Annotated in this window: 12 protein-coding genes; 8 read left to right on the top strand and 4 right to left on the bottom strand. The window is 41.4% G+C overall.

Annotated features, from left to right (window positions below; genetic code table 11):
- The first annotated feature begins 162 nt into the window (after positions 1–162).
- Genes RRG12_RS15410 through RRG12_RS15400 form a run of 3 tightly spaced genes read left to right on the top strand, consistent with a single transcriptional unit; the run spans position 163 to position 3,037 of the window.
- A complete protein-coding gene (locus RRG12_RS15410; RefSeq protein WP_420759896.1) occupies positions 163–915 on the top strand; it encodes a sterol desaturase family protein in 753 nt (250 codons plus the stop codon).
- A complete protein-coding gene (locus RRG12_RS15405; RefSeq protein ID WP_420759895.1) occupies positions 912–1,520 on the top strand; it encodes an acyltransferase in 609 nt (202 codons plus the stop codon). Before RRG12_RS15410 ends, RRG12_RS15405 begins: the two co-directional genes overlap by 4 nt.
- Complete coding sequence (locus tag RRG12_RS15400; RefSeq protein ID WP_420759894.1) at positions 1,520–3,037, top strand: GH3 family domain-containing protein; 1,518 nt, start codon at positions 1,520–1,522, stop codon at positions 3,035–3,037. The genes RRG12_RS15405 and RRG12_RS15400 overlap by 1 nt, the downstream gene beginning before the upstream one ends.
- Here RRG12_RS15400 and RRG12_RS15395 read toward each other — a convergent pair whose 3' ends face one another.
- Entirely contained in the window at positions 3,038–3,661 is a 624-nt protein-coding gene (locus RRG12_RS15395; RefSeq protein ID WP_069070372.1) for a Uma2 family endonuclease, read from the bottom strand.
- Between the two features lie 23 nt (positions 3,662–3,684).
- Between RRG12_RS15395 and RRG12_RS15390 the strand changes: the two genes are divergently transcribed.
- Entirely contained in the window at positions 3,685–3,837 is a 153-nt protein-coding gene (locus tag RRG12_RS15390; RefSeq protein ID WP_420759893.1) for a hypothetical protein, read from the top strand.
- Positions 3,838–3,862: 25 nt separating this feature from the next.
- On the opposite strand, the gene RRG12_RS15385 is transcribed toward RRG12_RS15390, so the two are convergent.
- Positions 3,863–4,663 carry a M15 family metallopeptidase gene (locus RRG12_RS15385; RefSeq protein WP_069070392.1) on the bottom strand — a complete coding sequence of 267 codons (801 nt, stop codon included), beginning with the start codon at positions 4,661–4,663 and terminating at the stop codon, positions 3,863–3,865.
- A 102-nt stretch (positions 4,664–4,765) separates the two neighbouring features.
- On the opposite strand from RRG12_RS15385, the gene RRG12_RS15380 reads away from it, so the two are divergent.
- Together RRG12_RS15380 and RRG12_RS15375 are read left to right on the top strand one after the other, a co-directional pair.
- Positions 4,766–5,683, top strand: coding sequence for an AEC family transporter (locus tag RRG12_RS15380; RefSeq protein WP_420759919.1), 918 nt, complete (start codon positions 4,766–4,768; stop codon positions 5,681–5,683).
- Positions 5,684–5,762: 79 nt separating this feature from the next.
- Positions 5,763–6,671, top strand: coding sequence for a nucleotidyl transferase AbiEii/AbiGii toxin family protein (locus RRG12_RS15375; RefSeq protein WP_420759892.1), 909 nt, complete (start codon positions 5,763–5,765; stop codon positions 6,669–6,671).
- 187 nt (positions 6,672–6,858) lie between these two features.
- Here RRG12_RS15375 and tsaB read toward each other — a convergent pair whose 3' ends face one another.
- Entirely contained in the window at positions 6,859–7,515 is a 657-nt protein-coding gene (gene tsaB / locus RRG12_RS15370) for a tRNA (adenosine(37)-N6)-threonylcarbamoyltransferase complex dimerization subunit type 1 TsaB (protein WP_069070374.1), read from the bottom strand.
- Between the two features lie 462 nt (positions 7,516–7,977).
- On the opposite strand from tsaB, the gene RRG12_RS15365 reads away from it, so the two are divergent.
- Together RRG12_RS15365 and RRG12_RS15360 are read left to right on the top strand one after the other, a co-directional pair.
- Entirely contained in the window at positions 7,978–8,397 is a 420-nt protein-coding gene (locus RRG12_RS15365; protein WP_420759891.1) for a DUF2809 domain-containing protein, read from the top strand.
- Positions 8,387–8,650, top strand: a complete 264-nt coding sequence (locus tag RRG12_RS15360) for a hypothetical protein (protein WP_420759890.1) — start codon at positions 8,387–8,389, stop codon at positions 8,648–8,650. Before RRG12_RS15365 ends, RRG12_RS15360 begins: the two co-directional genes overlap by 11 nt.
- Positions 8,651–8,722: 72 nt before the next feature.
- Here the strand turns inward: RRG12_RS15360 and RRG12_RS15355 are convergent, their stop codons facing one another.
- Positions 8,723–13,783, bottom strand: coding sequence for a PAS domain S-box protein (locus tag RRG12_RS15355; RefSeq protein WP_420759889.1), 5,061 nt, complete (start codon positions 13,781–13,783; stop codon positions 8,723–8,725).
- Positions 13,784–13,822 lie beyond the last annotated feature (39 nt).

Below are 13,822 nucleotides of genomic sequence, written 5' to 3'. Positions count from 1 at the left end.
GATTGGAAAATCCAGTTCCCTCCCCTTAGAAAGGGGAGATTGGAAAATCCAGTTCCCTCCCCTTAGAAAGGGGAGATTGGAAAATCCAGTTCCCTCCCCTTTATAAGGGGAGGGTTAGGGTGGGGTAAAACCCATGTTTAAAATCAGTGTGAGCAATCAGAAGTGGAAATACAAAACTTTGCACAACTACTAATTTTTGCTGCTTTTATCGGATTAGTTGGTTGGACTCTTAGCAATCAGCTTGGACGAACTCAAATCAAAGTTAAAAGTCGTGAAGATTGGTTGCTAGATGGTACAGGATTAACGATTCAAGGAATTTTAATTCCCTTACTACAAGCTACTTTAGTTTATGGGCTTTATCAATATTTACTACCGACTCAACAAGGATATTTAAAGGTATCATTAGTTCCGGCTTTTATTATCAGTTTTGTTGTAGTTGATTATTTTTATTATTGGAATCATCGTTTATTACATACTAAATTGTTGTGGAAAGTTCATCAAGTTCATCATACTGTTACTCAGATGGATGTATTAGGAACTTCTCGCAACACACTTTGGACAAGCTTGTTAATTATATATTTATGGATACACACTTTATTTGTATATCTGTTAGCCGATCCCAGAGGTTATTTACTTGGAGTCAGTCTAACTTCTGCCTTAGATTTATGGCGACATAGCCGTTTAATCATTCCTGCAAATACCAGGCTATATCAACTTTTATCTACTTGGTTAATCTTACCACAGGATCATGCTTGGCATCATTGCCGCGAAATCCACAATTATAACTATGGGGCTAATCTGAAAATTTGGGATAAGTTACATGGAACATATTATGAAAGCGAAAAATTGCCATCTATAATTGGAATTTCTAGCTCATTAAACTTGTTCCAAAAACTTTTATTCCCATTTTCATGACAGTTATCAGCAAAATACTTTCGTTTTTCCCTACGTTTATATTATTGCTAACTGGTGCAGCAATAATCTACCTTGCCTATTCGCCCAACATTTTCAGCATTCTCGCAGTGTTTTTTTCTATTTATGGGCTACCAGTGCTAGTTTACCGCTTGCATGAATGGGTTTATCCTGTGCGCGAGGGTATTAGTTATCTACTAGGTGAAGAATATAATCCCTGGTGGGGTAGTCATCAAATCCAGGTAATTTATATTGCAATTCCGGTGTTGGAAGCAGTGCTGCGACTGATTCCGGGGGTGTTTTCGTGTTGGTTGCGATTGTGGGGTGCTAAAGTGGGGCGAGATGTATACTGGACAACAAGATTGGAGATTGCCGATCGCAGTTTATTAGAAATTGGCGATCGCGTCGTTGTCGGGCATGGTGTCGGTATCTATTGCCACATCATTAAACCCCGCAAGCAAAATTTAATGCTGTATGTTAAAAAAGTCCAAATTGGCAGCAATGTTTTTGTGGGAGCCGGATCTAATCTTGCTCCCGGTGTAGTCGTTGCTGATGGTTCTTATTTACCAGCAGCTACCAAGCTTTATCCTAATCAAAAGGTGCAATAATGCGTCCGATTATTCAGCTTTTTGGGCAAATTCTCGCGCCAACTGCGAAGCAATTTTATCGAGCTTTGGATAAGCCAGAGTTAATGCAGACATCTGTACAAAGGGAAATTTGCGATCGCCTAATCAAAAGTGAGTATGGCAAAACTTTGGGTATCCATTCTATAGACGATTGGCAGCGCGTACCAATTGTAGATTATGATGCACTCGAACCCTACTTAAATCAAAAATCTAAACAAATTCCTCTCACTCCCGAACCAATTTTGTTCTATGAAAAAACCTCTGGTAGTAGTGGGGCGGTAAAATGGATTCCTTATACTCAATCTTTGCGGCGATCGTTTAATCAAATGTTTTGCGTCTGGGCGCATGATTTGATTGTACATGGCCCGAAATTTTCCACAGGCAAGCTTTATGCTTGTATCTCGCCGCAATTAAATGTAGGTGATAGCCAAACTTTACAAGATGATTTAGATTACTTAGACGGCTGGTTACGTTGGTTTTTGCGTCCTTGGTTGGTGATGCCAAATAAACTTAATCGACTGCATGATGCGAACTTGTTTAAACATCAACTAGCTTTGGCATTATTAGAGGCTGAAAAACTAGAAATTATCTCTATTTGGAGTCCTAGTTTTCTACAAGTACATTTAAAATATATTCAAGAAAATCAGGATTTATTGCGAAAAGAATTACACAACCGCATTTCACATTATCGCCTCCAACTCCTTAGCGAAAGTAAGATTCCCTGGATGCAACTCTGGCCAAATTTGAAGCTGATTTCCTGCTGGGATAGCGCCAATGCAGCAGATCAAGCGCAAGGATTAAGATTAAAATTTCCAGGTGTATTAATTCAAGGTAAGGGACTACTAGCAACGGAAGCCCCAATAACGATTCCCTTGATTGTCGCTGGGGGATGCGTGCCGGTTCTTGATGAAGTTTTTTTCGAGTTTGAGGATGAGGCTGGTTCAGTGTATGGTTTGCATGAACTCAACATTGGCAAGGAATACACGGTTATTTTATCGCAGAAAGGGGGATTGTATCGTTATCGAATTGGCGATCGCATCCGCGTAACTCATTACTATCGCCACACTCCCTGTTTAGAATTTATCGGACGACATCAAGCTATTAGCGATTTGGTGGGCGAAAAGTTGCAAGAAACTTTTGTAAATAATGCTTTGACTCTCTTGAACTTGCAAGAAACTAATTTTAAAAGTTTGATGCCCATTGCCGATCCTCCACACTATATTTTATTATTAGATTCGGCAAAAGAAAGCCCGGAAATTATCGCTAAACAGCTAGATCAGGCTTTATCAGAATCTTATCATTACAAGAGAGCGCGATCGCTCGATCAACTTGCACCACCAGAGGTTTTAATCTCTAGTCAAATTCATGAAATATTAGTTTCCCATCGTATCCGCACTGGAAGTATTTGGGGAGGTATTAAGCATCCAATTCTGGCAACATCACCTATTAGCGCTGAACTTTTACAAGAATTGAACTCCGGATTAGAGATTGCAGATTAGCTATTTTTGAAGCGCTTGCTGAAAAGTCTTGATGGCATCAACATGATTTACCATATTAATGCAACGTAATAACAAATCCAGATCGATTTCTTTGACCTCCTCACTACTAGAAACTCTTTCATAGTGAAGTGCATTGCCCTCTTTCCGCAGGTGATAAACTTCTAACACACCATCTTCCCAGAACCACACTTCAGGAATCAAGAGCCGCTTGTATGCTTCCAGTTTGTTTATCCCGCCACTTGTAAACACTACCTCAATCGCCAAATCGGGACGCACTCTACCAGGGGAAAGTTTATAGGATTCATCCGCTTCTCGCTTCACAGCACCCGCTTCACTTTCCAAGGTCATTGAACCAGTTGGAGTAAAGTCAAACCCTGCCACAAGCAAGTACAGTTCTAGCAATGCGGCAATTCTTTTCTTAACTGTTTCATGTGGTTCTCCAGGCATTCTTCGGATCTCCAAAACTCCATCCAGAAAAGACAGGCGATATCCCGGACGGTCTAACAACTGCTCAACTGCTTTAAATTCTCTCCAGGTCAGTCCCTCAAACAACAGAGGTGATTCTTGACGGGGTGTAGCGTAGACGCTTTGCGGCTTGTCGTCAGACATCGCTGCTGGGGTCATTTTGGTCTCCAGTCTGTTTCCAGATGAGAAATAATTCCGGCGTAGGAGGGCAGTTTAACTTCTTTTTGGAAGCAGGGCGTTTACCTACTGCCAATCCCCATCATAATAGTAATTTATCAATGAAGGCACGAGGCAGAGAGCAGTTTTTGCTGGAGGAAAACTGCCCTCTGCTGTAAGTATTGCGATCGCTTGTATCAACTTTTATTGAGGCACTTTAGCGGGTTTCAAATTTCTAGCTTTGTAGAACATTTCTAAACTATTGCGATCGCCTACAAAACGCCAGTGCCAAGGCTCATAACTCACACCTTGAGCATTATCTTTGGGAAATGACATTTCAAAGCTAAAACGCGCTGCATTTGCTTGCAGCCACCGATAAGCCTTGGTATTTTCAAAGTTGGTTTGGAGATTAGTTGCTGGTACTGATCCGTCTCCAATATCCACAGCATAACCTGTATGATGTTCGCTATGACCAGGAGGAGCGCTGAGGGCAGCTCGTTCTATTGGCGTTTGATTTCGCTGGGCACCGACACCAAAAAACAACGGCTCCTGGTCTTTGACTGAGCGAAAGCCAGAAATTGGTACTAAAATCACACCTGCACTCCGCGCTGCTGCTACCATCTCCTCAAACTTTTGGGCAGCAGATTTTTGCATTCTAATGCCCCTATTTGCGGAGATGGTTACTAATTCTGATTCAGGGGCTTCTGGGTATGCCAGATGCCCTAACAGAGTATTGACATTATCCGATTCTGTAGTTGGTGTAGGTGTAGAACTAGTGGGCGAGGGTTGAGAATCGGCAATTTTTTTGGGTGAAGTAACGAAAAACAAAAAACCGCTAATTAAAGCCAGCAAGACAAATCCCGCAACTCCCCCAATCAGGATAATTCGGGGTTGCAACCAAATTTTAGGTGTTGCAACAGGGGTATCGCGTACAGCCACTGGAATATCATCACCAAGGTCATTCGATGAGTTTTGCGGTCTTCCAGAAAACCCTGCCTTATTCAAGGATAAACTCCTGTTTTTGTGGGACAGCCATAACAGATTTTGCACTGGACAAAAGTAGAAGTAACAGGTAGCATTTTACATCTGTGGTTTTTAGGCGCAATCTTGACAAACCTTTTAGAACTATACGTCAAGCTAGGAGGATTAGTCCTGGTAGGTTTCATTCTGGGACGCAAACTACCTGTGACAGTTCCTACACGTTTAGGACAATTCCTCTTTTGGGTGGGAGTACCCATAAGCATAGTATCGTTTTTGCGTCAATCCAGTTTATCAGGGCAAATTTGGATTGCACCTGCGATCGCTTACCTAGCCATTTTACTAGGAGCATTTTTAGCTTGGTTAGGGATTAAAGCACAAGCCTATTTTAGAAAGACTGTCCCCCAACAATCCACTCAGGCTAGCTTGATCCTAGCGGCAACGCTGGGTAATACAGGTTATCTTGGCTTTCCCATCACCTTAGCAATACTAGGCAAAGAATACTTTGTTTGGGCATTATTTTACGATTTGTTAGGTTCATTCCCCGGAACTTATGGCTTGGGTGTTTTGCTAGCAGCCCGTTTTGGCGGCGATGTCCAAAATCACTGGCAGACTGCTAGGGCGATCTTAATTAATCCTGCCCTGTGGAGTTTCGGATTTGGCTTGCTGGTTCAAGAAATGACAATTCCCACGGTAGTAGAATTTTGCTTAGAGAAATTGGCTTGGAGTAGTGTAGCTTTATCTCTGGTGTTAATTGGAATGCGACTAGGGCTGCTCAAATCTTGGCGTAGCCTACCACAAGCCGGGATGAGCTTGGGAATCAAAATGCTGCTAGTTCCCTTGATATTGGGCAGCATACTACCACTGTTTGGATTAACTGGTTCCGCAGCAAAGGTAATTCTCTTACAAATGGCCATGCCTCCAGCTTTCGGCACACTGGTAATTGCTGAGACATTCAATCTCGATCGCGATCTGGCAGTTACGGCGTTAGCTGCTGGGGCTATAGTATTGCTGGTTACTCTGCCAATTTGGCTGTGGCTATTTTGATTTTAGATTTAGGCACTGTGATGCGATCGCTTAAAACCCCAGGCAAAAGGCATCTTAATAAAATTTAAAAATTAATTGTATGCTCCATCCACAAAAGCTACCATTTCTAGAATCTATTGGTTGGCAGCTAAAAAATGTATATCAAATGAGTGAAAAAGAAATTGTTCAATTGTATCAACGCAATTGGCATCATCAAACTACATTCAACAATTTAAAACAAGAAGAAAAGGATTTTGTACATTATTTAGCAAAAAAATATAACTCTTGGATATTACCTGATTTTGAAATGTTTCATCTCGCCCATCACAAGAATATACTTAAAATCCTTAATGCTTTCAATCCAGAAGTTTTTAAAAAAGCTTCTGCATACTTTGGCGGTGGTACACTCTTGGCGTTAGAGTATGATGAATACAGACTTAGTAAAGATATTGATTTTCTCTTCCCTTATGGAACTGAAAATTACAGGTATTTAAGAAATCTGATTTACGACGAAGGAATTGTAGCATTATTTCAAAGTACAACAGATATCGAATTGGGTGACACTACAATCAATCAATATGGTATTCGTTTCCCTGTTGTAGTCAATGAAATAACTATTAAAGTAGAAATTGTAGCCAATGGAATTTTTACTTTAGACCCTCCTGTTTATCCGGAATGGACAAAAATACCTTGTCTGAGTATAAGCGATAGATTCACATCGAAACTAATGGCTAATGCCGACCGATGGAACGATTCAAGTACACAATCTAGAGATTTGATTGACTTAGCAATATTGCGTGTAAATCACGAAATACCCGCACGTGCAATAGCTAAAGCTGAAGAAAGCTACGAAGTAAAAAAACCATTAGTTAAAGCCATCACTAATTTTACTGAAAAAGAAAAATATAGAGATAAATGTTTTCATGAGTTAAACATACCTGAAGAAAAATTTCCAATAATAATGGATGGAATAAATTGGCTTCTTGCTGACTTTGAATCTATGAATTAAAGGAATTTAAATGGAAATTAAACTTGATGGTAAAGCAATTTTTAATTATTGAAGAAGAATTCAGAATTCAGAAGTCAGAATTCAGGAGTCAGAATTCAGAAGTCAGGAGTCAAAATAAAGACGCGACGCTCGTTCGCGTAGCGTGTCGTAAACAAGACTCACTAACGCCAAACGAGAACCGCTATAGTTAAACTTCTACTGGATGCTGACCATAATATGGCAAAGCCTCTGACCAATTAGGAAATTTGCCTTCTTGCCAATCAAGATTAGCTAGTTCCAAAATACTTGTCACCGTCGCTGCTAACCCAGATTGTGCTTGAATTAACTGATAATTAGTATTCCAATTAGCTAAAGTTTCCTGCCATGCTTCTGGTGTCAACACTCTATCTGATAAACACACTTTTAGTTTAGAAATATCTGGTTCAAACTGATAAATAGCAGCAAAAATTTGACCTCGTTGGGCTGGCATTTCCACAGCAATAGTTTTTAGATTTTGACTTTTGCCTGCTTCTGACCAAGCTACCGCAGCCAAAGTTGAAATCGCAAATACAGGAATATCTAACTGTTGCCCTAAAGTCCGAGCAGTCACAACACCAATTCGAGTTCCCGTAAAGCCGCCAGGGCCTTTTGCTACGGCGATAAATGACAAATCTGCCCAAGTTTGCGGTTTGATAAATTCAATTAAATATTGATGTATTAGACTAGATAAATCACGTCCCAAATTCCAAACTTGAGAGCGAGTCTCGCCTGCAAAATTACTAATTGCTAGCCCTAATTCGGGAGTGGTAGTGTGCAGTGATAAAGCGTATTTTGTGGTTGTGAGGTGTTTTAGTTGTGTGGTCAAAGTTAATTAAAATATTGATTTTTTAGAGTTGACTTGATTTCTCTATTCAACCACATCTTTAAATACATTCCCAGCCTCCAGGCTGGGAACGAGACGACACAAGCTTTTGGGCTTTTCTTAGTGCCATTCAGCTTAGAGGTTGTTTGAAAAGTCTAAATTATTACTTGCCTCTGCGACTAAAAGTTGCAGCTATACATAACAAAACCCGCCTACGCGGGTTATAAAACTTAATTTTCTGCTAGTCCACGCAGGTGGAGTTAGCCTGTGTAGTAGCGAATTATATTCGCCTAAAACTTTTCAAATATCCTTTTAGGCATAGTCCGTCGTAGACATCCCTCTATTAATAATAGTGTTTGCTTCCTGATTTGTAAGGGCTGAAACCCCTACTATTAGGTTATTTTTCAAAAATTTATGGTTTACTGGTTATAGTCAAATAGGTGTTTTTGAGCGCTATTGATAGCCATGTTTATCTTCAATCCAAAATATTTTTACTTCACGGTTGCATTATTTTTAATAGAGGTATATATTGCTGTTTTTGTAAATGAGAGTTGCATCCGTCCTTTCATTGGTGATGTTTTAGTAGTTATACTAATTTATTGCTTTGTCAGAACCTTTTCCAATATACACTTATCCATCGTCGCTTTATCAGTTTTTGCATTTTCTTGTACTATCGAAATACTTCAATATTTTAATTTTGTAAATAATTTAGGATTGCAAAAATATAAGATTCTAGCTGTTGCCTTGGGAAGTGTATTTGATTGGAAGGATATCATTGCTTATGCAATAGGTATTATAACAGTCCTATGCTTGGAGAAACTCCCCAGAAAAGTTATTGCTGCCAAGTCGCGAAAAGCCACGCGAAATTGCCCTGATGTCAAATGAAGATGGCGTAGTGCGATCGCTACTTTTGAGTGACAGTCACGATCGCACAATTAAGCTGTGGGATGTGACAACAGGACGCTGCATCAAAACGTTGATGGCTGATCGTCTTTATGAAGGCATGAATATCAAAGGAACAACGGGATTCAATACTGCTTGGGTAAAGCATTTTGAACTCGGAATTGGCTTTTGGGAAAAGGTTAAAGGTTTTTTCTTTCCCCTTACCCTTTTCCCCAAAACCCGACAAGTATTGTAACGGGATTGACTAAAGCTGAAAAAGATACCCTGAAAGCTTGAGGGGGAATTGAGAATTAAGGCGAAAAGGTTGTCAAGGTTGATTGTGCCCAATAAGATTAACGATCGCAGCGGCTAAATCTACAGGATCGACGGGTTTTGGTAAGTGTTTTTGAAATCCTGCTGCCATTGCTTGGTTATAATTAATTTCTCCAGCATAAGCAGTCAAAGCGATCGCTGGAATTTCCCCACCTTGTTCTGGCGGTAATTTTCTCACCTCGCCAAGCAACATATAGCCATCCATAAAGGGCATTCCAATATCACTTAACAGGATATCTGGCTTGGATTGCACTAATATTTCTAGCGCTTCGGTTGCTGATTCAACTGCTGTTACAGTTGCACCATATTGTTCTAGCGCAAAGCTAAAAAACTCTCGCACATCAGCTTGATCATCCACAAGCAATATTTGCACCCCAGCAAGTAATGTCTCGTCGGTACTCACTTCTACTTGAGAAGCCTCATCACTGCTGACTCGCAACTCAGAATTTTTCAGCAAAGGTAGTCTGACTGTAAAGGTAGCCCCCTGTCCTTCTCCTAGACTCTCTGCCTGAACTGTACCACCGTGAAGTTCTACGAGATGGCGTACAATTGCCAGTCCCAATCCCAATCCGCCAAATACTCTGGTTGTCTTAGCATCTGCTTGGCGGAAGTAATCAAAAACGTAGGGCAAAAATTCCGGGTTGATTCCCTTACCTGTATCAATCACCTGGATTTGGGCATCTAACCCAACTTGCTCTAGACGCACTTCTACAAGTCCTTCTGTGGGTGTGAATTTAACGGCATTGGAGAGGAGATTCCACATTACTTGTTGCAAGCGATCGCCATCACCGAGAACTTTGCCGATATCATCACTTAACACCGTTTGAATTTGAATTGACTTGGCTTCTGCTGCTAAACGCACCGTTTCTAGTGCAGCTGCGATCACAGCTTTCAAATTCACTGCATAGAGATTTAACCTGACTTTACCTTGTAAAATCCGCGAAACATCAAGTAAATCCCCAATCAATTGGGTTTGTAACTTAGCATTCCGCTCGATTGTTTCCAACGCCCGGATTTTGGTGGGTTCGTCGAACTTGCGGGTTCTGAGTAACTTTGCCCACCCTAAAATCGGATTCAGGGGCGTTCGGAGTTCATGGGAAAGGACAGCCAGAAATTCATCCTTAATCCGGTTAGCTGTCTCGGCTTGCGCCCTTGCGGTCTTTTCGGCTTCGTAAAGTTGAGCGCGGGCAATAGCTTGAGCACACTGTTGTCCCAGTGTCAACATAAATCCCCGGTCTTCTTCGTTAAATATTTGTCCGGTAGTAAAGCTTAATCCCAAAGCCCCAATTACTTTACCTTCTACTATCAAGGGAATGGAAGCCCAGGCATTATTCGCTATAACAGTCACAAAATCTGCTAAGTCGGGATATCTAGCAATCATGGCTGCTAAATTTTCTAAAAAAATCGGCTGCCCAGTTCTGACTGTTTCTGCTATTTGGTTAGGTGCTGTTAGCGGAAAACTTGTCCAAGTATTTATGAGTGTTTGCGGATAGCCAATTGCTTGCACAACTTTTAGGGTAGTATTTCCTTCAGTAAGTAAGACAACGGAACCACCAGTAGCTTCCAAAGCGGCAATGCCTTGGTTCACCACTACATCAGTCACCTGTTGGGGAGTTAAGGCTTCCGAGAAGGCAGCAGTTATTTTTTGTAAAAGTACTGTGCGATTGACAGACCGTTCAGCTTCCTGTTTTGCCTGTTGAGTTTCCTGGTAGAGTCTAGCATTGTCGATGGCTGTCGCCGCCCGACGAGCAATATCCTCTGCTAAAGCCAAGTCTGTTTGTTGGTAGTACCGACCAGATTCGGCGGTAAAAAAAGAGATTGCTCCAAATAATTGCCCACGGGAACGGACTGGAATCACCATGAGAGAACGGATACCCAAGCTTCGCAGCAATTGCAGATGTTCCTCATTTTCAGCCATCTCTACAAGATTAGAGTCAGATAATTCGGAGTAAAAGGCAGATATTCCTAGCCTTAGCTGCCGGACAAGCTGTTTGGCTCTGCTTTTGGGTCGATAACGTCGTCGGATTTCGTCTAAAATATTTAGTTTTGTAGGGTCGGCAATTGCGATCGCAATTTGTTTACTTGACCAATCTTCCTGGAAAACATCTACAATACACAAGTCTGCGAGGGTTGGAACTGCCAGATTAGCCACACTTTCCAAAGCGATCTCATAATCTAATGAGGCAGCTAGTAAGGTACTGGCTTCGACTAAAAACTGTTGTGTGGCTTCAACTCGTTTGCGTTCGCTAATATCCTCAATAATGCCTAATGCATACTTTGGTTGTCCGTTAGTATTCCAAACTGCTGATGAAGTTAGGTTTACCCAAACAATGGAACCATCTTTGCGGATGTAGCGCTTCTCTAGGGAATAACCACTAATTTCTTTTGCCAAGACTCGCCGAGCATTCTCCCAATCAACTTCTAAGTCATCAGGGTGGGTAATTTCCTCGAAGTTCATTTGAATTAACTCTTCATGGCTGTATCCAGTAATTTCGCACAGAGCAGAATTAATTTGTAGAAATTGTCCATCCAACGCTACCAGACTAATCCCCACAGCTGCCTGATTGAAGATTGTTCGGAACCTTTCTTCGCTTTCCCGCAAAGCAACTTCTGTTTCCTTTGCTGCTGTCATATCTGCCAAAATAATTCCAATCCCTACTGTTTCACCCATTGCATTGTTAACTGGGTAATAGTTGCCCAGCCAGTAACCGTAACGTTCGGGTTCCTCTCTTGTATCACCGCTAATTTCCACATTCAGCAGGGGTTCTCCAGTATCCAACACCCGTTGTAACTGTTGCTCTAACTCAGCCGCCATCGCTGGCAACACTTCTCCAAATTTGCGTCCTAGATGTTCTTCTATAGTCAAACCGTTAATGTCAGCGAAAACTTGATTAATTCTGATATATCGCAGTTCCCGATCTAAAAAGCATACAGCAACGGGAGCAGCACCTAGCAGCGCATCTAGAAGAGATAGAGATTCAGCATAATGGATTAAAGCCTGGTTGATATCTCGATAAAGTCGGGCATTTTCTACTGCTAAAGCAGCACGATGGGTAATATCTGTTGCTAAAGTTAGGTCAGAGCGATCGTAGCGACGGTCTGATTCTGCGGTGACAAAGCTGATAGTGCCGAGGACTCGCCCTTGCCTGATTAACGGCACAATCATCACAGACTTCATCCCCAATTGCCGAACAAGTTCTAAGTGTTCCTGATTCTGAGTACTTGCTACTAAGAGCGAGTCAGATATCTCTGAGATTAATTCGCTTTGCCCAGTTTGTATTACTCTAGTAATTAATGCACTGACACCGTTGTAATCTTTCACATACTCCTGAAGTTTACGCGCCAACTCCGCTTTCAATGGGTCTGCATGGGCAATGGGTAAACGGCGAATGGAGCCATCATCATTTAAAATGTCTACGCTACACCAATCAGCAAGTTGGGGAACTGAGATTTTGGCAATTTGTTCTAATGTTTCTTCATAATCTAGCGAAGTAGAGAGTAAATTGCTAATCTGGGCGATATAGCGCAGTCTTTCCTCAGCTTGCTTACGCTCTGTAATATCGAGAATAAAAAAAGCTCCTCGTTCTACAGTCCCTTCAAAATGGCTACCACCTGCCAAAATTGGGAAGCGTGAGCCGTCTTTTCGGATATATTCTTTTTGATATGGAGTGCAAAAGGAGCTAGCTTGAAATTGATTCAGTGCTTGCTTATCAAGCGGCAGGTATTCTGTAGGTGTCAAGTTTTGCCAGTTAAGTTTTCCAGAAACTAATTCTTCACGAGAATAACCCACCATATTCAGGAAGGCATCATTAGCATCTGTGATCCTACCGTCTCTATTCCAGAAGCCAATACCAATCATATTTGACTCAACCACGCTGCGAAACTTCGCTTCGCTTTCGCGTAATGCTTGCTCAGTTTGTTTCAGTTGAGTAATATCAATTGAACTAATGCCCACTCCCAATAACTGCCCATCCGGCAAACATACTGGATAATAACTGGCAAGACCATAACGATATACCCCAGGCGGATAAGTTTCACCACTTACTTCCTGATTCAGTAAGGGCTGCCTAGTTTTCATCACTTGCTCAAAAACAGGCTCAATTTGGGCTGTCCATTCCGGTAGTACTTCTCTAAAGGTGCGACCAATATGTTGACTTTGTGGTACACCGTTGATAGCGGCCAGGGCTTCATTAGCGTGAATATAGCGCAGTTCAGTATCAAGAAAAGCCAGCGCTACTGGTGAACTAGTCAGCCAAGCATTGAGTAACGCCAGAGATTCGTCTTTTTGCTGAACAGCTTCCTGAAGTTCCTGATGCAACCTAGCTTTTTCTATTTCTGCCTGCTTGCGCTCAGTAATATTCACACCTGCACAAGTAATACCCTGAATGTTATCGTCTGCATCTCTTAGTGGTTCAACCAGCAAATCATAGTAACGGTCTTCTCCACAAGTTGTTAGATAAACTTCTTCACGAGTTGCAACACCAGTCTCTATTACCTTTAGCTTAATTGCCGTCAATTGCTCTGCTACTAAGGCTGGAAATAATTCATAATCAGACTTTCCTAACATTTTCTCAGCAGTTTCTAGACCTTGAGGATTATGAATCCACTGATATCGCAAATCACGATCCTGCTGAAAAACTAAAATATCTGAACTGCTTAACGCTAATCGAAATCTCTCCTCACTGACTCTCAATTTTTGTAGATTTCCATCAGCCCGTTTTTTAGCAGTCTTTAATGATTCACAGATGATACTAAAAAGCAATCCCTGTAATGCAAACAACCCAATTCGCACAGAATTTGATAAATCAAAACTTAGCTCAAAAACTGGCGGTAGGAAGAAGTAATTGCTCAGTAGAACAGACAAGGAAGTTGCTAAAAGCCCTGATTTCAAACCACCATACCAAGCACTCACTGTTACAGCGCTAAAAAATAGCAGGAAAGGAGTTCCACTCATGCTTAACCAAGGGTCTAGCATCAGCATTAGCACTAATGCAATTGCAACAATTAATACAGTAATACCATAACGTAGTGAGTGGAAAGAATGAATATGAGGCATGAAAATGTTTTGGAAGAACCAATACTTATTGCAAAAGCT

Source organism: Nostoc sp. CALU 546, from assembly GCF_048836525.1.
Note: the sequence above shows the minus strand (reverse complement) of the source record. Positions and strands in the feature narration are given on the sequence as shown.

Excerpts from the sequence above, each read along its gene's own strand:
- RRG12_RS15395 (WP_069070372.1), bottom strand. The coding sequence starts at position 3,661 with ATGACCCCAGCAGCGATGTCTGACGACAAGCCGCAAAGCGTCTACGCT.
- RRG12_RS15390 (WP_420759893.1), top strand. The coding sequence starts at position 3,685 with ATGAGAAATAATTCCGGCGTAGGAGGGCAGTTTAACTTCTTTTTGGAA.
- RRG12_RS15400 (WP_420759894.1), top strand. The coding sequence starts at position 1,520 with ATGCGTCCGATTATTCAGCTTTTTGGGCAAATTCTCGCGCCAACTGCG.
- RRG12_RS15365 (WP_420759891.1), top strand. The coding sequence starts at position 7,978 with ATGTTTATCTTCAATCCAAAATATTTTTACTTCACGGTTGCATTATTT.
- RRG12_RS15355 (WP_420759889.1), bottom strand. The coding sequence starts at position 13,783 with ATGCCTCATATTCATTCTTTCCACTCACTACGTTATGGTATTACTGTA.
- RRG12_RS15360 (WP_420759890.1), top strand. The coding sequence starts at position 8,387 with ATGTCAAATGAAGATGGCGTAGTGCGATCGCTACTTTTGAGTGACAGT.
- RRG12_RS15375 (WP_420759892.1), top strand. The coding sequence starts at position 5,763 with ATGCTCCATCCACAAAAGCTACCATTTCTAGAATCTATTGGTTGGCAG.
- RRG12_RS15405 (WP_420759895.1), top strand. The coding sequence starts at position 912 with ATGACAGTTATCAGCAAAATACTTTCGTTTTTCCCTACGTTTATATTA.